Annotated in this window: 21 protein-coding genes; 9 read left to right on the top strand and 12 right to left on the bottom strand. The window is 70.3% G+C overall.

Going from position 1 to position 23,560, the window contains the following annotated elements; genetic code table 11:
* Positions 1 to 6 precede the first annotated feature (6 nt).
* The 6 genes from ACPYN4_RS09320 to nrdH form a co-directional block, all read right to left on the bottom strand.
* Positions 7 to 2,181, bottom strand: a complete 2,175-nt coding sequence (locus ACPYN4_RS09320; protein ID WP_424446215.1) for a YhgE/Pip family protein — start codon at positions 2,179 to 2,181, stop codon at positions 7 to 9.
* Positions 2,178 to 5,120, bottom strand: a complete 2,943-nt coding sequence (locus ACPYN4_RS09315) for a YhgE/Pip family protein (RefSeq protein WP_424446214.1) — start codon at positions 5,118 to 5,120, stop codon at positions 2,178 to 2,180. The genes ACPYN4_RS09320 and ACPYN4_RS09315 overlap by 4 nt, the downstream gene beginning before the upstream one ends.
* 272 nt (positions 5,121 to 5,392) lie before the next feature.
* Positions 5,393 to 6,373, bottom strand: coding sequence for a class 1b ribonucleoside-diphosphate reductase subunit beta (nrdF, locus tag ACPYN4_RS09310; RefSeq protein ID WP_076690206.1), 981 nt, complete (start codon positions 6,371 to 6,373; stop codon positions 5,393 to 5,395).
* A 36-nt stretch (positions 6,374 to 6,409) separates the two neighbouring features.
* A complete protein-coding gene (gene nrdE / locus ACPYN4_RS09305; RefSeq protein WP_076690205.1) occupies positions 6,410 to 8,566 on the bottom strand; it encodes a class 1b ribonucleoside-diphosphate reductase subunit alpha in 2,157 nt (718 codons plus the stop codon).
* Entirely contained in the window at positions 8,548 to 8,979 is a 432-nt protein-coding gene (gene nrdI, locus ACPYN4_RS09300; protein ID WP_076690204.1) for a class Ib ribonucleoside-diphosphate reductase assembly flavoprotein NrdI, read from the bottom strand. The genes nrdE and nrdI overlap by 19 nt, the downstream gene beginning before the upstream one ends.
* Positions 8,980 to 9,039: 60 nt before the next feature.
* Positions 9,040 to 9,273 (bottom strand): glutaredoxin-like protein NrdH, encoded by a 234-nt coding sequence (gene nrdH, locus ACPYN4_RS09295; RefSeq protein WP_076690203.1) that lies wholly within the window; start codon positions 9,271 to 9,273, stop codon positions 9,040 to 9,042.
* Between the two features lie 405 nt (positions 9,274 to 9,678).
* On the opposite strand from nrdH, the gene ACPYN4_RS09290 reads away from it, so the two are divergent.
* Together ACPYN4_RS09290 and ACPYN4_RS09285 are read left to right on the top strand one after the other, a co-directional pair.
* Positions 9,679 to 10,905 (top strand): MFS transporter, encoded by a 1,227-nt coding sequence (locus ACPYN4_RS09290; RefSeq protein ID WP_424446213.1) that lies wholly within the window; start codon positions 9,679 to 9,681, stop codon positions 10,903 to 10,905.
* 35 nt (positions 10,906 to 10,940) lie between these two features.
* The gene (locus ACPYN4_RS09285; RefSeq protein ID WP_424446212.1) at positions 10,941 to 11,696 is read left to right on the top strand and encodes an alpha/beta fold hydrolase; all 756 of its coding nucleotides are present in this window, start codon (positions 10,941 to 10,943) and stop codon (positions 11,694 to 11,696) included.
* 49 nt (positions 11,697 to 11,745) lie between these two features.
* Here the strand turns inward: ACPYN4_RS09285 and ACPYN4_RS09280 are convergent, their stop codons facing one another.
* Positions 11,746 to 12,150, bottom strand: a complete 405-nt coding sequence (locus ACPYN4_RS09280; RefSeq protein ID WP_281653071.1) for a pilus assembly protein CpaE — start codon at positions 12,148 to 12,150, stop codon at positions 11,746 to 11,748.
* Between the two features lie 47 nt (positions 12,151 to 12,197).
* Here ACPYN4_RS09280 and ACPYN4_RS09275 point away from each other — a divergent pair, with 47 nt between their 5' ends.
* Positions 12,198 to 13,358, top strand: a complete 1,161-nt coding sequence (locus ACPYN4_RS09275) for an acyl-CoA dehydrogenase family protein (protein WP_424446210.1) — start codon at positions 12,198 to 12,200, stop codon at positions 13,356 to 13,358.
* 13 nt (positions 13,359 to 13,371) lie between these two features.
* Here the strand turns inward: ACPYN4_RS09275 and ACPYN4_RS09270 are convergent, their stop codons facing one another.
* A complete protein-coding gene (locus ACPYN4_RS09270; protein ID WP_076690198.1) occupies positions 13,372 to 13,644 on the bottom strand; it encodes a metal-sensitive transcriptional regulator in 273 nt (90 codons plus the stop codon).
* A gap of 34 nt (positions 13,645 to 13,678) precedes the next feature.
* Here ACPYN4_RS09270 and ACPYN4_RS09265 point away from each other — a divergent pair, with 34 nt between their 5' ends.
* The 5 genes from ACPYN4_RS09265 to ACPYN4_RS09245 are packed head-to-tail and all read left to right on the top strand — an operon-like array spanning position 13,679 to position 16,942.
* The gene (locus tag ACPYN4_RS09265) at positions 13,679 to 14,950 is read left to right on the top strand and encodes a DUF445 domain-containing protein (protein WP_424446209.1); all 1,272 of its coding nucleotides are present in this window, start codon (positions 13,679 to 13,681) and stop codon (positions 14,948 to 14,950) included.
* Positions 14,951 to 15,001: 51 nt separating this feature from the next.
* Positions 15,002 to 15,349 carry a gamma-glutamylcyclotransferase family protein gene (locus ACPYN4_RS09260; protein WP_287272039.1) on the top strand — a complete coding sequence of 116 codons (348 nt, stop codon included), beginning with the start codon at positions 15,002 to 15,004 and terminating at the stop codon, positions 15,347 to 15,349.
* Entirely contained in the window at positions 15,349 to 16,293 is a 945-nt protein-coding gene (locus tag ACPYN4_RS09255) for an arginase family protein (protein WP_424446208.1), read from the top strand. The genes ACPYN4_RS09260 and ACPYN4_RS09255 overlap by 1 nt, the downstream gene beginning before the upstream one ends.
* Positions 16,290 to 16,778, top strand: a complete 489-nt coding sequence (locus ACPYN4_RS09250; protein WP_239279582.1) for a SixA phosphatase family protein — start codon at positions 16,290 to 16,292, stop codon at positions 16,776 to 16,778. The genes ACPYN4_RS09255 and ACPYN4_RS09250 overlap by 4 nt, the downstream gene beginning before the upstream one ends.
* Positions 16,775 to 16,942 (top strand): hypothetical protein, encoded by a 168-nt coding sequence (locus ACPYN4_RS09245; RefSeq protein ID WP_239279581.1) that lies wholly within the window; start codon positions 16,775 to 16,777, stop codon positions 16,940 to 16,942. Before ACPYN4_RS09250 ends, ACPYN4_RS09245 begins: the two co-directional genes overlap by 4 nt.
* A gap of 18 nt (positions 16,943 to 16,960) precedes the next feature.
* Here ACPYN4_RS09245 and hutI read toward each other — a convergent pair whose 3' ends face one another.
* Genes hutI through hutH form a run of 3 tightly spaced genes read right to left on the bottom strand, consistent with a single transcriptional unit; the run spans position 16,961 to position 21,472 of the window.
* The gene (gene hutI / locus ACPYN4_RS09240) at positions 16,961 to 18,157 is read right to left on the bottom strand and encodes an imidazolonepropionase (RefSeq protein WP_239279580.1); all 1,197 of its coding nucleotides are present in this window, start codon (positions 18,155 to 18,157) and stop codon (positions 16,961 to 16,963) included.
* A complete protein-coding gene (gene hutU, locus ACPYN4_RS09235; RefSeq protein ID WP_424446207.1) occupies positions 18,154 to 19,887 on the bottom strand; it encodes a urocanate hydratase in 1,734 nt (577 codons plus the stop codon). The genes hutI and hutU overlap by 4 nt, the downstream gene beginning before the upstream one ends.
* 16 nt (positions 19,888 to 19,903) lie before the next feature.
* Positions 19,904 to 21,472, bottom strand: coding sequence for a histidine ammonia-lyase (gene hutH, locus ACPYN4_RS09230; RefSeq protein WP_424446206.1), 1,569 nt, complete (start codon positions 21,470 to 21,472; stop codon positions 19,904 to 19,906).
* An 88-nt stretch (positions 21,473 to 21,560) separates the two neighbouring features.
* Here hutH and ACPYN4_RS09225 point away from each other — a divergent pair, with 88 nt between their 5' ends.
* On the top strand, positions 21,561 to 22,460 hold the full coding sequence (locus ACPYN4_RS09225; RefSeq protein ID WP_424446281.1) for an IclR family transcriptional regulator: 900 nt from the start codon (positions 21,561 to 21,563) through the stop codon (positions 22,458 to 22,460).
* A gap of 12 nt (positions 22,461 to 22,472) precedes the next feature.
* Here the strand turns inward: ACPYN4_RS09225 and ACPYN4_RS09220 are convergent, their stop codons facing one another.
* Positions 22,473 to 23,474, bottom strand: coding sequence for a LacI family DNA-binding transcriptional regulator (locus ACPYN4_RS09220; protein ID WP_281653062.1), 1,002 nt, complete (start codon positions 23,472 to 23,474; stop codon positions 22,473 to 22,475).
* Positions 23,475 to 23,560 lie beyond the last annotated feature (86 nt).

The raw sequence follows: 23,560 nt of genomic DNA, 5'->3' as shown, positions 1-23,560 counted from the left end.
CGCCCCCTACATGAGCTTCGTCGACTCGAGCGCCTCGGCGAGGCCGCGGTTGAAGGAGATGAGCGGGCGGCGCAGCACCAGCCCCAGCAGCAGCGCGGGGAGGATGAACGCTGCGAGCAGGCCCAGTGACACCCAGTAGTCGGCACCGTACGTCCCCGCGATCGCGGCGCGCATCGCGTTGATGGCATGCGTGGCGGGAAGGAACGGACTGACGCTCTGGAACCACTGCGGCAGCAGTTGCAGCGGGTACGCTCCGCCGGAGCCGGAGATCTGGATGACCAGCAGCAGCACGGAGAGGGCCTTGCCCGCGTTTCCGAAAGCGACGACGGCGGTGTAGATGATCAGCGTGAACACCAGCGACGACACCCACCCGGCGAGGATGAACAGAAACGGATGCACGGGATCGATCTGCACGAACAGGACCAGGCCGACGGTCACCAGCGTGCTCTGCGCAAGGCCCAGGAGGGCGAAGATGCCGTAGCGGCCGAGATACTTCTGCGTGGGGCTGAGTTCGGCGGACGTGTCGAGCGTGCGCCGGTTCACGTCGACGCGGATCGCGACCGTCATCAGCAGGGCACCGACCCACAGCGAGAGCACCGTGTAGAGGGGCGCCATGCCCGCTCCGAAGCCGACCACCGGATACACCGGCGTCCGGTCCACCCGCACGGGTTCGGCGAGGGCCGCCGCGAGCACGCTCGGGTCGGCGCCGATGAGGGCGCTGAGCTCGTCGAAGTCGCCCGTGTCGGCGGCCTTCACGAGCGCCCCCTGCACGCGATCGAACGTGTCGGCGGCCTCGCCGAGCGAGGTGGCGATGTGCGACGTCACGCCCTGCGCGCGCGTGAGCGCGGTGCTCACGCCGCCGGATGCCCCGGCGAGCCCGGCGAGATCCGACTTGACGGTGGCCATGTCGTCGCCGATGGTCTCGAGGGTCGCCGCCAGCTGGTCCAGTTGCGGCTTGAGCTGCGAGTCGTAGGTGTCCTGTGCCGCGGCCAGTGCCGCCTGGGCGTCGTCGATGGCGTCGAGGATCTGCTGACGCGACGCCTGGGCGGCGGCGCCTCCGGAGGCGATGTCGTCGGCGGCCTGGGTGAGCAGGTCATGCACGTTCTGCTGGCGGGCGATGGCGTCGTCGAGGATGTCGATGACGGCTGCGAGGTCCTGCTGCGCCGACGCGGGGAGGCTGGGGCCGATCTCCGTCTCGAGCGTGTCGCGCAGGGCGGTGTATCGGTCGATCTGCTGCTGGACCGCGGTGGCGAGCGTCTCGATGACCTGCACCTGCGCGCCCGTGAGGCCATCGACCTGGGTGAACAGCTCGTCGATGGAGTCGGCGACCGCGTCGTAGGCGTCGTTCGTCGAGCCGATCGCGTCCGAGAGCGCCTTCGAGGCCGCGCTGAGCTCTGACTTCAGGCTGTCGATCGCCGCGCTGCCGTCGCCCACGGCGCCGGCAGCGTCGTTCAGCGCGCTGCCGGATGCCGTGATCAGGTTGGAGGCACTGTCGGCCAGCGGGATGCTCGAGCCGATCAGCGCGGTGAACATGTCGGCAGTGTGCGCGCCGGCACGGAGCTGCGTCGCCAGGGCTCCCACCCGGGCCTCCATACGGGCGAGGGTGGCCTGCGTGTCGCCGTCGGCGAGGTAGTCGCTCAGCGACGACAAGAGACTGAGCGCGATGTCGCTCAGCGTCCGGGTGAACGTCTCGCTGATCTGCGCGGACAGGCCTTCGGCGCCCTGCCCGGTGATCTTCGGCGCCAGCGCGTTCTTCTTCTCGTTGGTGTAGTAGGCGATGTGCGTGCGCTGCGCCCCATCGGCGTAGAAGGTCAGCATGTCGGCGCTGAACGAGGGCGGTAGGACGATCGCGGCGTAGTAGGCACCCGAGCGGGTGCCGTCGATGGCGTCCTCCTCGGTGGTGATAACCCAGTCGAGGTCGTCGTTCGCGCGCAATGCCGACAGGACCTGCTCCCCCACGTTGATCCGGATCGGCACGAGGTCGCTCTGGTACCCGTCGTCGGTGCTCGCGACCGCCACCTTCAGGTTCTTGACGTTCGAGAAGGGATCCCAGCTGGCGATGACGTTGAACCAGGTGAACAGCGAGGGGATCACGACCAGACCGAACAGGACGATGACGGCCATGACGTGGGATGTCGCGTGCCGCAGGTCGCGGCGGACGAGGCGGAGGATGTCTCTCATACTCTGTCGCTCCCCGCTGCACCGGCCTGATCGCCCGGGTCGGTCTGATCACCCAAGCCGGTCTGATCGTCGGTGTCCGCGCCGGATGCCGAGGGGGTGGAAGGCTCGGCCTCGTCGGCCGGTCCGGCGTCCAGCAGCGACGTGATCGCATCCACACCGTCGTCCTCGACCGGCTCGGCGTCATCCGCCCCGTCGGCCTCCGGGCCGTCGGCGTCCGGACCCGCGGCGTCCGGCTCGTCGGCGCTCTCGTCGCGGGGTGCGCCCGCGGCGACATCCGCGGACCGTGATCCGTCGAGCGGGTCGGCCGTCCCAATGTCTTCGGCGACCAGCTGCTGAGCGTCGGCGGTCGGCGTGTCTGGCGTCGACGTGGACGGCGCGTCCGCGCCCACCGCGCTCGTGCGGTTGCCCGCCCCGCGTGGTCCGTCCTCCAGCGCCTGGCGGAGCTCGGCGTCCCCCATGCCCACGAGCTCCTGCGCGGACTCGAAGCTCTGCTTGACATACTCGAGGATGACGAGCACGGCGATGAGCAGCAGGCACCACACCACCCAGATGCCGAGCATCGTCGCCTTGCCCCCCGGGACCAGCCACGCGATCACGCCGAGCACAGCGAGCCCGGCGACTCCGGTGAGAACGGTCGCCTTCAGCAACGACCCGTAGCGGCGACTGAACGAACCGGCGCGCCGTCGCAGGTCGTGACCGTACTCCTGTCGGTCCGACAGCGCGTGCAGGATGTGCGTCAGGCGGTAGCCGCCCCCGGTGATCTGCACGTCCTCCGCGATCAGCAGATCGGTGGCGGCGATCTCGCGGTTGAACACCCGGTTCAGGTTCGCCAAGCGGCGCCGCAGCACGAGCCCGAGCAGGAACGCGAGCGCGACGAAGACGGCCAGGGTGCCGATGAAGCGCCAGTAGTGGGCGCCGTAGAACCCGGCGATGGTCTCGCGCATCGCGTCGATGCCGTACGTGAAAGGCAGCACGGGGTATATCGCGCGGAAGAATCCGGGCATCATCTCGATCGGGTACAGCCCCGACGCCCCCGGGATCTGCATGATCACGAGCAGGATGCACAGCCCGCGACCGACATGCCCGAACGACACGCAGAGCGCGTAGATGATGCTGACGTAGGCGAGCGCGACCAGCACGCCAGTGCCGACGTAGGCGACGGCGCTGACCGTCTGGATGCCGATGACGAGGTTGCCGATGCAGACGATCAGCGCCTGCGCGACGGCGAGCATCGCGAACAGCAGGAACCGGCCCACGTACGCCTGGCGCACCGTGATCCCCGCCACCCCTTCGGCGTCCACCTCGGTCTTGAAGATCACCATGAGCACGAACGCGCCGATCCAGAGCGAGAGATTGGTGAACAGCGCCGCCATCGCCGAGCCGTAGGACGCCACCGGGAACAGCACGTTCTCATCGACCTGCACGGGCTCGGCGATGAACTGCGCGATCTGCTCCGGGTCCAGCCCCGTCAGTGTACTCAGCCCCGACCAGACAGAGGCCGCGCTCAGGGCGACCAGGTCGGTGCGCGCCACCCCGAGTCCGTCCTGGATGCTCGCGAGGTCGCCGTCGAGACTCGTCAGCGCGTTCGAGGTCGAGGCCAGCTGTGTATCGAGACCCGCGAGCAGCAGGTCGGCCTGGGTGAGCTGCCCTCGCTGCGCCTGCACTGCGGCCGAGAACGACCCGGCCGCCGCCGAGAGGGCGGACATCGCACGATTGAGCCCGGGCACGGAGGTGGTGAGGACGTCGCGCAGATTGGTCGCCGCCGCCTGCGCCTGTGTCAGCGCTGAGTCGACGGCGTCGACGGATGCCTGGATCGCGGCGATCGTGTCCGCCACACCGCTGTTGAGCGCTTTCAGATCTGCCAGCAGCTTCTGATCGGTCTGGTTGCGCTGCTCGAGCGCGGAGATCACCTCGGTGAGCCGCTGCGCGGTCTCCGCGTCGACGCCCGCGCCGTCCACGATCTCCTGGAGCTTCGCGATCGCGGCCGCATTCGCTTCGACCACGGCGGAGACCTCGTCGATCGCGGTATCCACGCCGGTGCCGGCTTGTTGCAGCGCCCGGTTCAGGTCGGTCATCGAGACGCGCACGGACGCCGAGGCATTCGCCAGCGCCGTCACCCCGTCCACGTACGCGGACGTCGCGGCATCCGTGAAGACGAGGATCTCCTGCTGCGCCTCGTCGATGATCGTCTGGGCCTGCGCGATCGCGGTCTGCACGTCCTGCAGGGTCTGGTCGGCGTCGTCGAGCGTCGCCCGTGCCGACGATAGCGTGTCGCGCGAATCCGCCAGCCCGCTGTTCAGATCGGCGATGTCCTGGCGCGCGGCCCCGATCGTCTCCGCCGCCTCGTCCAGCGCGCTCAACGCGTCGCCGCGCGCCGTAAGCAAGCCCTGCTCCGCGGAGTCTCCGGCGTTCTTGAGCGCCTGGGTCGCCGCTTCCGCGACCTGTTCCGTGAAGGCCTGGGTGATCTGCCGATCTAGGGTCGAGGCTCCCACATCGGTGACCTTCGGAGCGATCGCGCTGGACTTCTCGTTGACGTAGTAGATGAGGGCGGGCTGTGTGAATTCGCCGGACGTGATGCTGAGCAGGTCGCTGCTGAAGTCGGCGGGGATGACGATCGCGGCGTACACGGCACCCGAGGCGACTGCGTCGTGGGCCGCGGCCTCACTCATGAACTGCCAGCCGAGTTGGTCGTTGTCCTCCAGCTGCTCGACCACCTGTGCGCCGACGTCGACGGAGCCGGTGAGATCGGAGGTCGCTCCCTCGTCGAGGTTGACCACCGCGACGCCGATGTTCGAGGTGTTCGAATACGGATCCCAGAACGCGTTGATGTTGAACCATGCGTACAAGGCCGGGGTGACGAGCACACCGACGACGATCACCCACGTCTTGCGGGCGCGCGCCAGGCGACCGATGTCTCGCGTGAAGACGCGCCAACTCATATGCACTCTGCAGACCTTAGCGGTTGCTTGCACATCGTTGTGCAAGTTCTTCGTCGGTGTCCGGCGAGAGCTGGATTCCGGCTGCTGAGCGACCCCGCTCTCCCGAGCAAGGTGCACTCGTGCCCCCCTCGTGCCACGCCGAACGGCCATTCCTGTTCATTGCTGTCCTCCTCTGTCCATTGAGAGAAGGCACGAGAGAGGCCCGGATCCGCAGAATTCCGCGGATCCGGGCCTCTCACCGGCCGTTTCGGGCCGGAGTCAGAATCGGGAGGTCAGAAGTCCCAGTCGTCGTCCTCGGTGGCGACGGCCTTGCCGATGACGTAGCTCGAGCCCGACCCGCTGAAGAAGTCGTGATTCTCGTCGGCGTTCGGCGAGAGCGCCGACAGGATCGCCGGGTTCACGTTGGTCACCTGCGCGGGGAACATCGGCTCGTAGCCGAGGTTCATCAGCGCCTTGTTCGCGTTGTAGTGCAGGAACTTCTTGACGTCTTCGGTCAGGCCGATGCCGTCGTAGAGGTCCTGCGTGTACTGCACCTCGTTGTCGTAAAGCTCGTACAGCAGCGAGAACGTGTAGTCCTTCAGCTCGTCGCGCTCGGCCTGGCTGAGCTTCTCGAGCCCCTTCTGGAACTTGTACCCGATGTAGTACCCGTGCACGGCCTCGTCGCGGATGATGAGGCGGATGATGTCGGCCGTGTTCGTCAGCTTCGCCTTGCTCGACCAGTACAGCGGCAGGTAGAAGCCCGAGTAGAACAGGAACGACTCCAGGAGCGTCGAGGCCACCTTGCGCTTGAGGGGCTCGTCACCGCGGTAGTAGTCCATGACGATGCGCGCCTTCTTCTGAAGGTTCTCGTTCTCCACCGACCAGCGGAACGCGTCGTCGATCTCGGGCGTCGAGCACAGCGTCGAGAAGATCGACGAGTAGCTCTTCGCGTGCACCGACTCCATGAACGCGATGTTCGTGTAGACGGCCTCCTCGTGAGGAGTGATCGCGTCGGGGATGAGAGAGACGGCGCCGACTGTCCCCTGGATCGTGTCCAGGAGCGTCAGCCCGGTGAACACCCGCATCGTGGTGGTCTGCTCCTCAGGAGTGAGCGTCGCCCACGACTGGATGTCGTTGGACAGCGGCACCTTCTCGGGCAGCCAGAAGTTGTTCACGAGGCGGTTCCACACCTCGAGGTCCTTGTCGTCCTGGATGCGGTTCCAGTTGATCGCCTGGACGTGGTCGATGAGCTTGAGCGGCTCGGGAGGGGTCATCGTGTATTCCTTCTCAAAAAAGACCAGGTCAGAGCATCACAGCATGCACGAAACGCACTCGGTCATGTCGGTGCCTTCGAGCGCCATCTGCCGCAGGCGGATGTAGTAGATCGTCTTGATGCCCTTGCGCCACGCGTAGATCTGCGCCTTGTTGATGTCACGCGTCGTGGCGGTGTCCTTGAAGAACAGCGTCAGCGACAGGCCCTGGTCGACGTGCTGGGTGGCGGCGGCATACGTGTCGATGACCTTCTCGTAGCCGATCTCGTACGCGTCCTGGTAGTACTCCAGGTTCTCGTTCGTCATGAACGGCGCCGGGTAGTAGACGCGACCGATCTTGCCTTCCTTGCGGATCTCGATCTTCGACGCGATCGGGTGGATCGAGCTCGTCGAGTTGTTGATGTACGAGATCGACCCGGTCGGCGGCACGGCCTGCAGGTTCTGGTTGTAGATGCCGTGCTCCTGGATCGAGGCCTTCAGCTCGCGCCAGTCGTCCTGCGTCGGGATGTGGATGCCGGCGAACAGCTCCTTGACCTTGTCGGTCTGCGGCTCCCACGCGGCATCCGTGTACTTGTCGAAGAACTCCCCCGACGCGTACGTCGAGTCGGCGAACCCGTCGAAAGCGGTGCCGCGCTCGATCGCGATCTTGTTGGAGGCGCGCAGCGCGTGGAAGAGCACCGTGTAGAAGTAGATGTTCGTGAAGTCCACGCCCTCTTCCGAGCCGTAGTACACGTGCTCGCGGGCGAGGTAGCCGTGCAGGTTCATCTGCCCGAGTCCGATCGCGTGCGAGCGGTCGTTGCCGTCCTCGATGGAGCGCACCGAGCGGATGTGGCTCTGGTCGCTGACCGCCGTCAGTGCCCGGATGCTGGTCTCCACCGTGCCGGCGAGGTCGCGGCCGTCCATGGCCAGGGCGATGTTCATCGAGCCCAGGTTGCAGGAGATGTCCTTGCCGATCTGGTCGTACGAGAGGTCCTCGTTGAACGTCGTCGGGGTGTTCACCTGCAGGATCTCGCTACACAGGTTCGACATGTTGATCCGGCCCTTGATCGGGTTGGCCTTGTTCACCGTGTCCTCGAACATGATGTACGGGTAGCCCGACTCGAACTGGATCTCGGCGAGGGTCTGGAAGAACTCACGCGCGTTGATCTTCGTCTTCTTGATCCGCGCATCGTCGACCATCTCGCGGTACTTCTCGGTCACCGAGATGTCACCGAACGGCACCCCGTAGACCTTCTCGACGTCGTACGGCGAGAACAGGTACATGTCCTCGTCGTTGCGCGCCAGCTCGAAGGTGATGTCGGGGATGACGACACCCAGCGACAGCGTCTTGATGCGGATCTTCTCGTCGGCGTTCTCGCGCTTGGTGTCGAGGAACCGCAGGATGTCGGGGTGGTGCGCCGACAGGTACACCGCGCCGGCACCCTGCCGGGCGCCCAGCTGGTTGGCGTAGCTGAAGCTGTCTTCGAGCAGCTTCATGACGGGGATGATGCCGCTGGACTGGTTCTCGATCTGCTTGATCGGCGCGCCCGCCTCGCGGATGTTCGACAGCAGCAGCGCGACACCGCCGCCGCGCTTGGACAGCTGCAGCGCGGAGTTGATGCCGCGGGCAATCGACTCCATGTTGTCCTCGATGCGCAGCAGGAAGCAGCTGACGAGCTCGCCGCGCTGCGCCTTGCCGGCGTTGAGGAACGTCGGGGTCGCGGGCTGGAAGCGCCCGGAGATGATCTCGTCGACCAGCTGCGTGGCCAGTCGCTGATCGCCGTCGGCGAGGGCGAGGGCCGTCATCACGACGCGGTCCTCGAAGCGCTCGAGGTAGCGCTTGCCGTCGAAGGTCTTCAGCGTGTAGCTGGTGTAGTACTTGAACGCCCCGAGGAACGTCTCGAAGCGGAACTTCGCCGCGTACGCCCGGTCGTTGAGGCGCTGGATGAACTCGAACGGGTACTTCTCCAGCACCGCGCCCTCGTAGTACTCCTTCTCGACGAGGTAGTCCAGGCGCTCCTTGAGCGAGTGGAAGAACACGGTGTTCTGGTTCACGTGCTGCAGGAAGTACTCCCGCGCGGCGCGCTTGTCGGCGTCGAACTGGATCTTCCCGTCCGCGCCGTACAGGTTCAGCATGGCGTTCAGGGCGTGGTAGTCCAGACCCTCGAATCGCGCGTCGGTCTTGAATTCCGCCTGGGTCACTGCAGTTTCCACCATCGTTCCAATCCGTCGCTCACGCGGGCGACGTCTTCTGGCGTGCCGAACAGTTCGAGCCGGTACAAGTGCGGCACGGTGCACTTGCGGCTGATGATGTCGCCGGCGAGACAGTAGTGCTCGCCGAAGTTGGTGTTGCCCGCGGAGATGACTCCGCGGATCAGGTGACGGTGCTTCTCATCGTTGAGGAAGCGGATCACCTGTTTGGGGACGGCGCCCTTCTCCGTGCCGCGCCCCTGGCCGCCCCCGTAGGTCGGGGTGACGAGCACGAACGGCTCGTCCACCTCGATCCCGGGGTCGGTGGGCAGCAACGGGATGCGCTTGGCCGGCATCCCCAGCTTCTCGATGAATCGTGCGGTGTTGCCCGACACGCTCGAGAAGTAGACGAGCAGCGGGGCCTGCGTCGCCGTGATCATCCTGTCTCCGATCGCTTGCGGCGTTTCGTCTCGCGGCGCTCGCAGGGCGACCGGAAGCGGTCACGCCAGACGCGAGGCGAGCTCGTCGATCTTGTCGGGACGGAAGCCCGACCAGTGGTCTTCGTCGGTGACGACGACCGGCGCCTGCAGGTAGCCCAGCGACTTCACGCGCTCGAGCGCTGCCGGGTCTTCGGACAGGTCGAGGACCTCGTATTCGATGCCCTTCGAGTCCAGTGCCCGGTACGTCGCGTTGCACTGCACGCACGACGGCTTCGTGTAAACCGTGATCGCCATGTCGATCCTTTTCTCCCCTCGGTCCTGCCCAGTTCTCCGGCAGTGCCCCGCCGGGAGTCCAATACTACATATGGGTACGGACAATGGGGGGCACCACAAGGGCTAGTAGTTACATCCGTGTAGTTTTGCACCGCTCTCCCCATGTACAACACAGCTTGTCCACCGTTTCATCCACAGATCGCGGCGATCCTGCGAACCTGAAAAATGCCTGAATCGCGGGCAATTCACCGGGCCGGTCGTGATCCATCCACAGCCTCGGACGATACGCCGGGCCTCCGACACGGATTCGGGTGTGGAAACTCCCCTTCGGCGTGTCGTCGGCGTGTCGCGCAGCACGCGCGACAGCCTCCCCTGCGTCGGAGTCCGCGTGACCGGATGCCGGGAGCCGAGCGGTACCGTGGAGGGGTGGCGGGATACCGGGAATTGCTGCGCGCGCCGGGCGTGGCGCGCATCATCGCGGCGCAGCTGACGGCGCGCTTCCCGAACGGCATGACGAGCCTCGCGATCCTGCTGCACGTCGAGCAGATGACGGGCTCCTACGGCGCCGCGGGACTCGTGCTGGCCGCGGCATCCGTCGGCCAGGCGACCTCGGGGCCGGTGACGAGCAGGTGGATGGGCATCTGGGGCATGCGCCGCGTGCTGACGCTGACGACCGCGGTTTGCGCCGCCGCGCTGCTGGCGCTCGCGCTCATTCCGATGGGGGTCGCCGGGTACATGGTCTTCGGTCTCGTCGCGGGCCTGTCGACGCCGCCCGTGCAGTCGGCGGTCCGCACGATCTACCCCAAGCTCGTCAACGCCCGCCAGCTCACGCCGCTGTTCTCCCTCGACGCGAGCCTGCAGGAGATCATCTGGATCCTCGCGCCCGTCGTCATCACGCTCGTGGCCACGCAGGCCGGAACGGTGCCCGGCCTGCTGCTCATCGTCGTGTTCCTCGTCGCCGGCGGCGCGTGGTTCATCCTCTCGCCGGAGGTGGGTCGCGTCCGCATCCCGCGCAGCCGTCGCGCGTTCGGAAAGGTGCTTGGCAAGCCCGTCGTCCTGCTCGCGACCGTCATCGGCTTCCTGCTCATCGGCGCGTGCGCGGCCGTCGAGGCCGCCGTCGTCGCCACGTTCGGGCACGGCGGACTCGAGGCGGGCCTCGTGCTGGCCGTGTTCTCGGTCGGCAGCCTCGCGGGCGGCCTCGCGTTCGGCCATATCCCGATCGGCCCGTGGGCCATGGCGCGCCGCATGGCGATCGTCGGGGTCGGCCTCGTCGCCGCGATCTTCGTCGTCGGCGACGTCACCTCCGCCGCGACGCCGTGGTGGGTCAGCGCGTGCCTCGTCGTGGCCGGCGTGGGCATCGCACCGGCGCTCGCCGTGATGTTCGCGATGACCTCGGCATCCGTCAAGTTCAGCGAAACGGCCGAGGCGTACGGCTGGATCGGCACCGGCCAGCTCATCGGCGCGGCGCTCGGCTCGGCGATCGCCGGGTTCCTCATCGACGGCGTCGGTCGCGCCGGCGCCTACGCGGCGGCGGCCGGCTTCGCGATCGTCGGCGCCCTCGTCGCCGTCGTGTTCGTCCGCGGCTTCCCCGACCTGCGCGGCCGCGATGCCAGCCCCATCCCCGACACCGAACCGGTGCCCGTCATCACCTGAGACGCCCACTTCGGCGGCGCGTCTAGGCTGAATCCATGCCGACGCCCGTGACCCTTCCCACCCTCGCGTGGGGCGCGCCGCACGCCGCGAAGCACGCCCTCCTGATCCACGGGCTCGGCTCCAACGGCGCCCTCATGTGGCGGTACGGCGTGACACTGGCGGATGCCGGGTGGCACGCGACCGCGGTCGACCTGCGCGGCCACGGCGTAGCGCCCCGCGCCCTGGACTACTCCATCGCCGCGTACGCCACGGATGTCGTCCACACCGGGGCGCCCGACGGCGAACCGTGGGACCTCGTGATCGGGCATTCGCTGGGGGGTGCAGCGGCGACGGTCGCGAGCGCGAACGCCCCGGCGTGGACGCGCCGCCTCGTGCTCATCGACCCTGGCATCCATCTCGCCGACCACGACCGGCAGGTCGTGCGAAACAGCCAGGAGCGCGCCTTCGCCGACACATCGGTCGACGCCGTGCGCGCCGAGCATCCGCACTGGCACCCGCACGACATCGAGTTGAAGGCGCTGTCGGCGCAGCAGGCCAGCCGGTGGGCGGTGGAGCAGACCAGCGTGCAGAACACCCCGTGGGACGTGCGCGAGGCCGCCGCGCGGCTCACCGTGCCCACCCGTGTCATCGCGAGCGACCCGAAGGTGTACTCCATCTTCAGGGGCGCCCTCGCCCAGGAGGTGCTCGCGAACCCCGTCGTGACGATGTCGGTGGTCGCCGGCGCGGGCCACTCGCCGCATCGCGACAAGCCCGAGGAGACCATGCGTCAGCTGCTCGACGCGCTGACGTGAGCCTCGCCGTGCGCTGCGACGCGTCGCGCCGTCGCGGCCGCCCGCCGGGTCAGGCGATGCGCCGCAGCACCGCGAGCAGCGCGAGTCCGTAGGCGTCCTCGGGCTGCGGATGCTCGAAACTCTGCCGCTCCCCCGCGAACTCGATGTCGACGCGGTGCGTGTCCGCCAGCCGCTCCAGCCTGCGGAACGCGCCGCGAAGGAGCTCGCGCAGCTGGTCCTCGCGCGGCAGCCACAGCGCGTCCTCGAGGGCGACCGAATCCAGCGCCCACTCCGTCGTGCCGTTGAAGGCGAGGATCGTCCCCGTCGGATAGGTGCGCGGCTCGATGGTCATCTCGCTGACAGTGAAGACGTCGGCCTCGAACTCCGGCTCGTCGAGTTGGAAACGGTCGCCGGATGCCGGGTGCCAGACGAGCCCGGCATCGCGCAGCGACAGGGCCAGATCGGTGGAGATCATCTCCTCATCCTGCCCCGCCCGCACCGCCCCGGGGGCAGGATGGAGGAGTGACCGCCTTCGATCCCGCCGCCATCCTCCCCGACGAGCTGCTGGAGCGGTTCCGCTCCCGTGCCGCCCAGGTCGACCGTGACAACGTCTTCCCCGAGGACGATCTCGCCGACCTGACGGATGCCGGATACCTCGGCATCCTGGTTCCGACCTCGCTCGGCGGCGCGGGATGGGGCCTCGCCGAGGCGTCGCTGCTGCAGCAGCGCCTGGCCGCGGCGGCGCCCGCAACCGCCCTCGCGATCAACATGCACCTGGTGTGGACGGGTGTGGCGAAGGTGCTCGCCGACCGCGGCATCGACACGCTGCGGTTCGTGCAGGAGGGCGCCGTGGCGGGAGAGGTCTACGCGTTCGGGATCAGCGAGGCCGGCAACGACCTCGTCCTGTTCGGCAGCGACACCGCCGCCGTGCCCACCGGCGACGGCGGTTATGCGTTCACCGGGACGAAGATCTTCACTTCGCTCGGCCCGGTGTGGACCCAGTTGGGGCTGCACGGGCTCGACACGACAGATCCCGACCATCCGAAGCTGGTGTACGCGTTCGTCGACCGCGACGACGCCGTCGTCACCCGCGACGATTGGGACACCCTCGGCATGCGCGGTACGCAGTCGCGGACCACGGAACTGCACGGCGCCGTCGCGCCCGCGGATCGGGTCGTGCGGATCGTCGACCCCGGCCCGAACCCCGACCCCATCGTGTTCGGGATCTTCAGCGTGTTCGAGGTGCTCCTGGCATCCGTCTACACTGGCGTCGCCCGCCGCGCGCTCGATCTCGCCGTCGACACCGCGAAGAGCCGCAGGTCGAAGAAGACCGGACTCGCGTACAGCGACGATCCCGACATCCGCTGGCGCATCGCGGAGATGGCGCTGGCCTACGACGGGATGCTGCCGCAGCTCGCCGCGCTCAGCGCCGACGTCGACGCGCAGGCCGATCACGGCGCGCTGTGGTTCGCCAAGCTCAGCGGACTGAAGCATCGCGCTGTCGTCATGGCGAAGCGGATCGTCGACGAGGCGATGCTCGTCGCCGGCGGCTCGTCGTATTTCACCCGCAGCGAGCTCAGCCGCCTGTACCGCGACGTGCTCGCCGGCATGTTCCACCCCTCCGACCCGGAGTCGGCCCATGCGACGGTCGCCGCCGCGTGGCTGGGGCCGGCGGCCACCTGAACGGATGCCGCGGTCAGCGGGTCTCGAGGTCGTAGGCCTTGAGGAGTTCGGCGACGGCCTGTTCCCGGTGCTCCCCGCCTTCGGCGAACATGTGGGCCACGTGGGTGCGCAGGTGGTTCTCGATGAGCAGCTTGTCCAGCGACGCGAGCGCCTTCTGGATCGCCCGGGACTGGGCGATGATGTCCATGCAGTAGTCCTCGTTCTCGATCATCCGTGCGAGCCCCCGAACCTGGCCCTCGAGAATGCTGGTGCGGTGCAGCGCGCGCTTGCGGATGTCTTCGATCACTCCGTCAGGATACGCCGCGTGCGAGACTACCCAGATGGCGCGCACCCCGACCGAACTGCTGAGCCCCGCCGATCGGGAGCGCCGACGGTCGCTGCAGGTCATGAAGGGCGTCGCGCTCGGCGCCCTCGTCGTCATGGCGATCGTGTTCGTCATCGCATTCGTCCTGCAGGAGCAGCATCCGTGGCTCGCCTACGTCCGGGCCGCCGCCGAGGGCGGCATGGTGGGCGCCCTCGCTGACTGGTTCGCGGTGACCGCCCTGTTCCGTCACCCGCTCGGCATCCCGATCCCGCACACCGCGATCATTCCGCGCCGCAAGGACGAGATCGGCCGGAGCCTCGGGGAGTTCGTCGAGACCAACTTCCTCGAGGGCCGCGTCGTGCGCGCCAAGCTGGAATCGACCCCCATCGCTGCGACGGCCGGAGCGTGGCTGCGCGACCCGGCGCACGCCGAGACGGTCAGCGGCGAGGCGTCGACGGTGGCCGCCGGCATCCTGCGCGCCCTCAGCGATGACGAGGTGCAGGACCTCATCAGCGACCTGGCCCGCGAGCACCTGCTCGACCCGGAGTGGGCCCCGACGCTTGGCGCGTGGCTGTCGCGGGTGGTCGCCGCCGACGCGCACCGCGGCGCGGTCGATCTCGGCGTCGACAGCATCGTCACGTGGCTGAACGCCAACCGCGATTCCTTCAGCGGCCTCGTCTCGCGGCGCCTCCCCTCGTGGGTGCCGTCGGTCGCGATGCGCCTCGTCGACGACACCGTCTACCACGAGGCCGTCAAGTTCGCCGCGGCCGTGCAGGCCGACCCCGACCACCCCGCGCGCCGCGCCATCGACCGCTACCTGGAGCGCCTCGCCGACAACCTCCAGCACGACCCCACGACGATCGGGCGCCTCGAGGACGCGAAGAGCTCGGTCTTCGACAGTCCCCGCGTGCGCGAGCTCGCCGCCGAGGCGTGGAACACCGCCAAGGCGGGCCTGCTCACCGCGCTCGGCGACCCGGCGAGCGGCCTGCGGCGGCGCATCGTCGCCGCGCTCGGCGAGATCGGCGAGCGCCTCGCGACGGATGCCGCGTTGCAGCAGCGCGTCGACACGCGCGTGGCGGATGCCGCGGTCTTCCTCGTCGACCGGTACCGGCACGACATCGCCTCGATCATCACCGACACCGTCGAGAAGTGGGACCCGGCCGAGACGACCGAGAAGATCGAGCTCATGGTCGGCCGCGACCTGCAGTACATCCGCCTCAACGGCACGATCGTCGGCGCCCTGGCGGGCCTCGCGATCTTCTCGATCGCCCACGCCGTGCTGGGGTAGCCGCCGCCCGGTCTCCTGGCCGCGGGATGGCGCCGGCGGTAGCCTGGCGAGGTGACCGACCTCCCTCGCGATCAGCTCCTGTTCACCTACGGCACGCTGCAGGATGCCGAGGTGCAGCTCGACACGTTCGGGCGGCTGGTCGCGGGCGAGCCCGACACCCTCCCCGGCTACACGATCGACTACGTCGAGATCGACGACACCCGCGTCGTCGATCTCTCCGGTCTCTCGGTGCACCCGGTGCTGCGGGCCACCGGCAGTCCGGTCGACAGGGTGGTCGGCAGGGTGCTGCTCCTCACCGCCGACGAGCTCGATGCCGCGGACGAGTACGAGGTCGCCCTGTATCGCCGCATCGCGGTGACGCTGGCCAGCGGTCGCCAGGCCTGGGTGTACGTGGGCTGATGGCACTCTCCCACGACGACCTGTGGCCCCGGGCCGGCGGCTGGCCGGACGCGGAGTCGGCGCCCGCGTGGGACGCGGTGATCCTCGGCATCCCCGCCTTCCGCACGTCGCTGTCCCCGGCGGGCGCCCACGCCACGCCGGCGGCGATCCGCGAGGCGCTGACGCGCTACAGCCCGACCGTCATCGGGCCCGGTGAGCCCCGCGACCTCAACGAGGTGCTGCGCATCGCGGATGCCGGCGACGTCGCCGACCCCGACGGTCCCGCCGGCGAGGCGGCGGTGCGCGCGCGGGTCGCGGATCTCGCCGGGCGCAGCGACCTCGTGGTCGCGCTGGGCGGCGACAACTCCCTCACCTGCCCCGTGACCGAGGGGGCGGATGCCGCGGGGTTGATCACCCTGGACGCGCACTTCGACCTGCGCGACGGCGTCTCCAACGGCTCGCCGGTGCGACGGCTCATCGCGGGCGGACTCGACCCGCATCGCGTCGTGCAGATCGGGATCGCGGACTTCGCGAACTCCGCCGCGTACACGCGCCGCGCCGCCGACCTCGGCATCCGCGTCATCACGCTCGACGAGCTGCGCCGTCGCGGTGCCGCTGACGTCGTCGCGGAGGCACTCGAGGTCGCGGGCGGCGGCTCGGGCGGTTCGGGAGCGACCGCTGGCCACGCCGGGGGCGCGGGCCGCGGCATCCACCTGGACGTCGACGTCGACGTCTGCGATCGTTCGGTCGCCCCGGCCTGCCCCGCCTCGGTTCCCGGGGGCCTGCAGGCGAGCGAACTGCGCACGCTGGTGCGCGCGCTGTCGAGCGACGCGCGGGTGCGCAGCGCTGACATCGTCGAGGTCGACGCGACCGCCGACACCCCCGATCAGCGCACCGTCCGCCTCGCGGCGCTGTGCGTGCTGGAGATGCTGGCGGGACTGGCCGCCCGAAGGGATCCGTCATGACCACGCTCGTCCTCGTCCGTCACGCCAAGAGCGACTGGGGAGACCCCGGGCTCGACGACCACGACCGGCCGCTGAACAGTCGCGGCCTGCGCGATGCTCCCGCCGCGGCGCGGCGTCTGGCGGCGACCGGACTGCGCCTGGATGCGCTGCTGTCGTCGACGGCGCTTCGCGCCCGCACCACCGCGGGGTTCTTCGGCGCCACACTGGGCCTCGAGCCCGAACTCGACCCGGACCTGTACGGCGCCCCGGCGGCGAAGCTACTCTCCGCGGCGGGCGCGCGCGGTCGGGCCGGGGCGGACGGCGTCGTGATCGTGGCGCACGATCCCGGCATGACGGTGCTCGCCGAGCACCTGTCGGGCGGCGCGATCGGGCACATGCCGACCTGCGCCGTCGCGACCTTCCAGTGGGAGACTCCCGACTGGGAAGTCGCGACGGCGACCGATCCCGACAGCTGGAGCTTCGACGCCCCGGGGCACGCGCGATGACCGCCGCGACCCTCGTCTGGGCGTCGTGCGTCGTCGCGCAGGATCCCTGCAACGACACCAGCTCGATCGACCTCACGGTTCCGGTCGGTGTCGGGCTCGCAGTGCTCGCGGTCGTCGCCCTCGCGGTCGTGCTGCTGCTGCGCCGCCGCCGGTCGCGCCCCTGACGCCGGCGGGCGACGTCGTCACCCGATCAGGACTCCGTCGAGATAGACCCCGTGCACGATCGGCACCCCGGGCCGGTAGGCGAGGTGCGTGCGCGTGGGGGCATCCAGCACCACGACATGCGCGCGCCCCCCGACGCCGAGGTGCCCGACGTCGGCCCTCCGCAGCGCCCGGGCACCCCCGGCCGTCGCGGACCACACCGCCTCCGCGACCGTCATCCTCATCTCCCGCACGGCGAGCGCGATCATGAGCGGCATCGATGTCGTGAAGCTCGTGCCCGGATTGGCGTCGCTCGCGAGCGCGACCGTGACGCCCGCGTCGATGAGCCGCCGCGCGTCGGGGTACGGGTGCCGCGTGGAGAATTCCACCCCCGGCAACAGCGTCGCGACAGTATCGGATGCCGCGAGCGCCGCGACGTCATCGTCGGTCAGGTACGTGCAGTGGTCGACGGATGCCGCTCCGCGCTCCACCGCGATCCGCGCGCCGCCGCCCGCGCCCAGCTGGTTGCCGTGCACGCGGACGCCGAGCCCGGCGGCCAGACCCGCCCGCAGGACCCGCTCGGACTCCTCCGCGGTGAACGCGCCCGTCTCGCAGAAGACATCGATCCACCGGGCGTGTGGCCGGACCGCCTCGAGCATGGGGCCGCACACGAGGTCGACGTAGGCGGCGCGGTCATCGGCGAACTCGTCGGGAACGACGTGGGCCCCGAGGAAGGTGACCTCGTCGGTGACCTCCCGCGCGAGACGCGCCAGCCGGGCCTCACCGGCCACCGTGAGGTCGTAGCCGGTCTTGACCTCGAACGTGGTCGTGCCCTGAGCGTGCAGCTCGGCGACGAGCCCCGCCAGACGAGCGCGCAACTCGGCATCCGTCGCCGTGCGCGTCGCCGCGACCGTGCGACGAATGCCTCCTGCGGCATACGCCTCACCGCGCATGCGCGCCTCGAACTCGTCGGCGCGGTCGCCGGCGAACACCAGGTGCGTGTGACTGTCGACGAACCCCGGGATGACGGCCCGCCCTCCGGCATCCACCACGTCGATATCGCCCTCGGAGCCGTCGCGGGTGCGTGCGTCGCTCCGGCCGACCCAGGCGACGCGGCCGTCCTCGACGAGAAGATCGGCGTCGCGGATCAGACCGGTCGGGTCGTCGGGGTCATCGCCCAGTCCCGGGGCGTTGGTGGTGAGCTCGCCGATGTTCGTGAACAGCATGCCGGCGCTCATGCGCCGGCATCCATCATCGGAACGGTCAGCCCGCGCTCGCGCGCGACCTCGCGCGCCCGCTCGTAGCCGGCGTCGACGTGCCGCATGACGCCGGTCCCGGGGTCGTTCGTCAGGACCCGTTCGAGCTTCTCCGCGGCGAGCGCCGTGCCGTCGGCGACCGTGACCTGGCCGGCGTGGATCGAGCGCCCGATGCCGACGCCGCCGCCGTGGTGGATCGACACCCACGACGCACCCGATGCCGTGTTCAGCAGCGCGTTCAACAGCGGCCAGTCGGCGATCGCGTCCGAGCCGTCGGACATCGCCTCCGTCTCCCGGTAGGGGCTCGCGACCGAGCCGGCGTCGAGGTGATCGCGGCCGATCACGATGGGACCGGCGAGCTCGCCAGACGCCACCATCTCGTTGAAACGCAGCCCCGCGAGGTGGCGCTCTTTGTAGCCCAACCAGCAGATGCGCGCCGGGAGGCCCTCGAAGTGCACCTTCTCGCCCGCCTTGTCGAGCCAGCGGCGGAGCGCGGCATCCTCGGGGAACAGCTCCGCGACGGCGCGGTCGGTCTTGGCGATGTCCTCCGGATCGCCCGACAGCGCGACCCAGCGGAACGGGCCGCGGCCCTCGGCGAACAGCGGGCGGATGTACGCCGGGACGAACCCCGGGAACGCGAACGCCCGCGCGCACCCGCCGAGCTCCGCCTCGCGCCGGATCGAGTTGCCGTAGTCGAAGACGGCGGCCCCGGCATCCTGGAACCCGACCATCGCCGCCACGTGCGCCGCCATCGACGCGCGCGCCCGCGCGGTGAACGCCTCGGGGTCGGATGCCGCGGCATCCTTCCACTCGTTCACGCTGACGCCGATCGGCAGGTAGGCGAGCGGGTCGTGGGCGCTCGTCTGGTCGGTCACGATGTCGATGTGCACCGCGCCCGCGGTGTGGCGGCGCAGGAGCTCGGGGAAGACCTGGGCCGCGTTGCCCACGACGCCGACCGACATCGCCTCGCCGGCCTCGCGCGCGGCCGACGCGCGGGCGACGGCCGCGTCGAGGTCGGGGGCGACCTCGTCGAGGTAGCCGTGCTCGACCCGGCGGCGCAGGCGCGACGCGTCGACGTCGACGAGGAGCACCGCTCCCCCGTTCATCGTGACCGCGAGCGGCTGCGCGCCACCCATGCCGCCGGCCCCGGCGGTGAGGGTGAGAGTGCCGGCGAGGTCGTCGCGGCCGCCGCGACGCTCGCGCAGCGACCGGGCGACCGCGGCGAACGTCTCGTACGTCCCCTGCAGAATGCCCTGCGTGCCGATGTAGATCCACGAGCCGGCCGTCATCTGGCCGTACATCGTCAGGCCGAGGTGCTCGAGCCGGCGGAACTCCGGCCACGTCGCCCAGTCGCCGACGAGGTTCGAGTTCGCGATCAGCACCCGCGGCGCCCACTCGTGGGTGCGGAACACCCCGACGGGCTTGCCGGACTGCACGAGCAGCGTCTCGTCGGGCTCGAGCTCGTCGAGGGTGCGCACGATCGCGTCGTACGCCTGCCAGCTGCGGGCGGCGCGCCCCGTGCCGCCGTAGACGACGAGATCCTCGGGGTGCTCGGCGACCTCGGGGTCGAGGTTGTTCATCAGCATCCGCTTCGCGGCCTCGGCGCCCCAGCTCTTCGCGGTGCGCGCGGCGCCGCGCGGCGCGCGAATGGGTGAGCGCCCGGACGGCGTGTGGCCAACTCCTTCGATTCGCGTGCTGTCAGTCGAGTTCATGGGGTTTTCCTCCCTTTCAGGCGCGGATCGAAGGAGTTGCCGACGCCGCCGCCACGGCACCGGACAACACCAGCTCGGTCGCAGCCTCCACATCGGGCGAGACGAACCGGTCCGGACCGGGCCCGGCGATCCCGGCGCCGCGCACGAGGTCGCGCACCGCCGCCGTGACGGGCCCGGGCTGCAACGGGGCACGGAGGTCGAGGGCGCGGCAGCCGGTCACGAGCTCGATCGCGAGCACGCGCGCGAGCCCGTCGATGCCGCGCCGCAGCTTGCGGGCGGCGGCCCACCCCATCGAGACGTGGTCCTCCTGCATCGCCGACGACGGGATCGAATCGACCGACGCCGGCACCGCGAGCCGCTTCAGCTCCGAGACGATGCCCGCCGCGGCATACTGCGCGATCATGAGGCCCGAGTCGACCCCGACCTCATCGGCCAGGAACGGCGGCAGGCCGTTGCTGCGGGTACGATCCAGCGCCCGGTCAGTGCGGCGCTCGGCGATCGAGGCGACGTCGGCGACGGCGATCGCGAGGAAGTCCAGGACGTACCCGACCGGCGCCCCGTGGAAGTTGCCGTTCGACTCGACGCGGCCGTCGAGCGTCACGACCGGGTTGTCGACGGATGCCGCGAGCTCGCGTTCCGCGATCGTGTGCGCGTGCGCGAGCGTGTCGCGGGCGGCGCCGTGCACCTGCGGCGAGCAGCGCAGCGAGTAGGCGTCCTGCACGCGCGTGCACACGGCCGGGTCGCGGTGGCTCGCGACGATCGCCGACCCGGCGAGGAAGGCGCGGAGGTTCGCGGCCGAGGCGGCCTGCCCCGACTGCGGCCGCAGCGCCATGAGGTCGGCGGCGAACACGGCGTCGGTGCCGAGCTGGCTCTCGATCGAGATCGCCGCGGTGACGTCGGCGACGGTGAGCAGCTCTTCGAGGTCGGCGAGCGCGAGGGCGAGCATCCCCAGCATGCCGTCGGTGCCGTTGATGAGGGCGAGCCCCTCCTTCTCCTCCAGCACGAGCGGGCGGATGCCGGCGGCGGCCAGCGCGTCCGCGGCCGCCGCCGTCTCGCCCGTCGCCGTGCGCACCTCGCCCTCGCCCATCGCCGCCAGCGCGACGTGCGACAGCGGTGCCAGGTCGCCCGAACAGCCGAGCGACCCGTACTCGCGCACGATCGGCGTGATGCCGGCGTTCAGCATCGCGGCGTAGGTCTCCACGACGATCGGGCGCACGCCGGTGCGCCCCGATGCGAGCGTCTGCAGTCGCAGCAGCATGAGCGCGCGCACGACCTCGCGCTCGACCTCGGCGCCCGTGCCGGCGGCGTGCGACCGGATGAGCGAGGCCTGCAGCTGCCGTCGGCGCTCCGGCGCGATGAACGTCGTCGCGAGCGCGCCGAAGCCCGTCGAGATGCCGTAGTGCGGCTGCGGATCGTCGGCGAGGCGCTCGATGAGGGCGCGGGATGCCGCGACGCGCTCGAACGCGGCGGGAGCGACCCGCACGGGCGCGCCGTGGCGGGCGACGTCCACGACGCCTGCGACCGTCAGCGGCTCCTCCCCGATGACGACGGGGGCGGGGACCTCGAAGGGGGCGATGCGGGGCATCCTGCGATTCCACTCCGCGCTTGCCGACGCCGCCACCGCGGTGTGCCATCCTGTGTCTGTGATCCCAGACACGTCCGCGGCGCCGCAGGTGCCCGCCGCCGACCAGACGCTGCGGATCCTGTCGTTCCTCGCCCGTCAGCGCGGGCCGGTCGCCGCACGGACGATCGCGGAGGCCCTCGGCATCCCGCGGTCGAGCGTCTACCACCTGCTGCGGACGCTGGCCGAGCACGGCTTCGTCGTGCATCTGGGCCCGGAGCATCGGTGGGGACTCGGCACGGCCGCGTTCGAGCTCGCCGGGGGCTTCGCCCGGCAGCAGCCACTCGCCCGCCTCGGCCGCCCGCTCGTCGCCGCTCTCGCCGACCGCACCGGCGAGAGCGCGCACCTGGCCGTCATGACCGGACGCGACGTGCTGTACCTCGTCGAGGAGCGCGCGCCGCGACGCCCCGCGCTCGTGACCGACGTCGGCGTGCGCCTGCCCGCCCACCTCACCGCGACCGGGCGCGCGATGCTGGCGCAGCTCCCCCGCGAGCAGGTGCGGGCGCTGTACCCGGATGCCGGGGTCTTCGCCGACCGCACCGGTCGCGGTCCGCGGACGCCGCGGGAACTGCGCGACCTGCTGCGGATGGTGCGCCAGACAGGGATCGCGACGGAGGACGGCGAGGTGACGCTCGGCTTCCGCTCCGTCGCGGTCGCCGTCCACGACCACGCCTGCTGGCCGGTCGCGGCCATCGCCGTCACCTGGCCGGTTGCCGCCGGCGGCGCTTTCCACCCCGGGCCCGGCGGCTCGGCCGACGCCGGCGGCCCGGCCGCCGCTTCCCGCCCCGGGCCCGGCGGCTCCGACGGCCCGGCCGCCGCGCCCCCGGCATCCGTCGTCGCGCAGGTGACCGCGGCCGCGGCGGAGCTGCAGCAGCGTCTCTACGGCTCCGGCTCGTCCCTGCGCACCCGGGCCGCCCCGGCAACCGGCGCGGCCGGCCCCGCCCCGGCGTAACGCGCCGGACGGCTATCGCACGACGAGCCGCGGCGTGACGAGCACGTGCGCACGGTGCGGCAGCGCGGCAGCCTGCGTGATGGAGCTGCCCTCCCCCATCAACAGGTCGAGGGTGCCGGCGGCGACCTCTTCCGGCAGCTGCTCCACGCTCGGAAGCCCCAGCGCTTCGACGGCCGGGGTGTTGTCGAATCCGATGATGGGAAGGCGCGGGCATCCCGCCGCGACGGCGGCCAGATGCGCGCCGACGGCCAGCGAGTCGCTCGCGCAGACGATCGCGTCGGGCAGCTGCTCCGCGAAGGCCGCCGCGGCGGCATCGCGCGCCTCGGCGACGCTCTCGCGGCTCACCAGGCGCGGGCCCGCGGCATCCGTCGGCAGGGTCTCGCGCCACCCGCGCTCGCGGTCATCTCCCGTCGCCGATCCCGCCGGCCAGCCGAGGAAGGCGACGCGCGCGCCGGCGGTGCGCAACGCGTGGGCGGTCGCCTGCGCCGTGCCCGACGCCCCGTCGACGTCGACCCAGTGGTGCGCGGGGGCGCCGAGGTCGTCCGCGCCCCAGGGGCGGCCGAACGACACGAACGGCACCCCGCGGTCGATGAGCCACTCCGCCCGCGGATCGCCCGGGAACGTGCCGGTCAGCACGACGGCGTCGATGTCACCGCCGTCGCGGAGGTCGGACATGCGGCGGATCTCCTCCTCGGGCGAGCGCGCGGCGTACAGCATGACCCGCAGGCCGCGCTCGCCGGCGTGCTCGGTCAGGGCATGCACGAACCGGTCGAGCACGACGCCCGAGATGCCGCCGGCGTAGGGATCCAGGTGCACGCCGATCGTCGAGCTGCGCCGCGTACGCAGCCGCCGCGCCGACGCGTGCGGCGCGTACCCGAGCCGCCGGATGGCGTCCTCCACCCGCGTGCGGGTGGTCTCGCGCACGATGTGCGGCGCGTTGATGACGTTGCTGACGGTCTGCCGGGACACCCCCGCGACGCGGGCGACGTCCTCGATCGTCGCCGGTCTGTTCATCGTCGCCTCTCTTGACGGATCCGCACCGTCCCGTCTATCTTGGCAAGCATCCCACATTTTGAACGATCTAATCCACCGCACGGCGA

This window comes from Microbacterium sp. CH-015 (assembly GCF_049707015.1).
GTDB classification, from domain to species: domain Bacteria; phylum Actinomycetota; class Actinomycetes; order Actinomycetales; family Microbacteriaceae; genus Microbacterium; species Microbacterium aurum.
The sequence above is the reverse complement of the archived record's forward strand: the minus strand, read 5'-3'. Positions and strand labels throughout refer to the sequence as shown.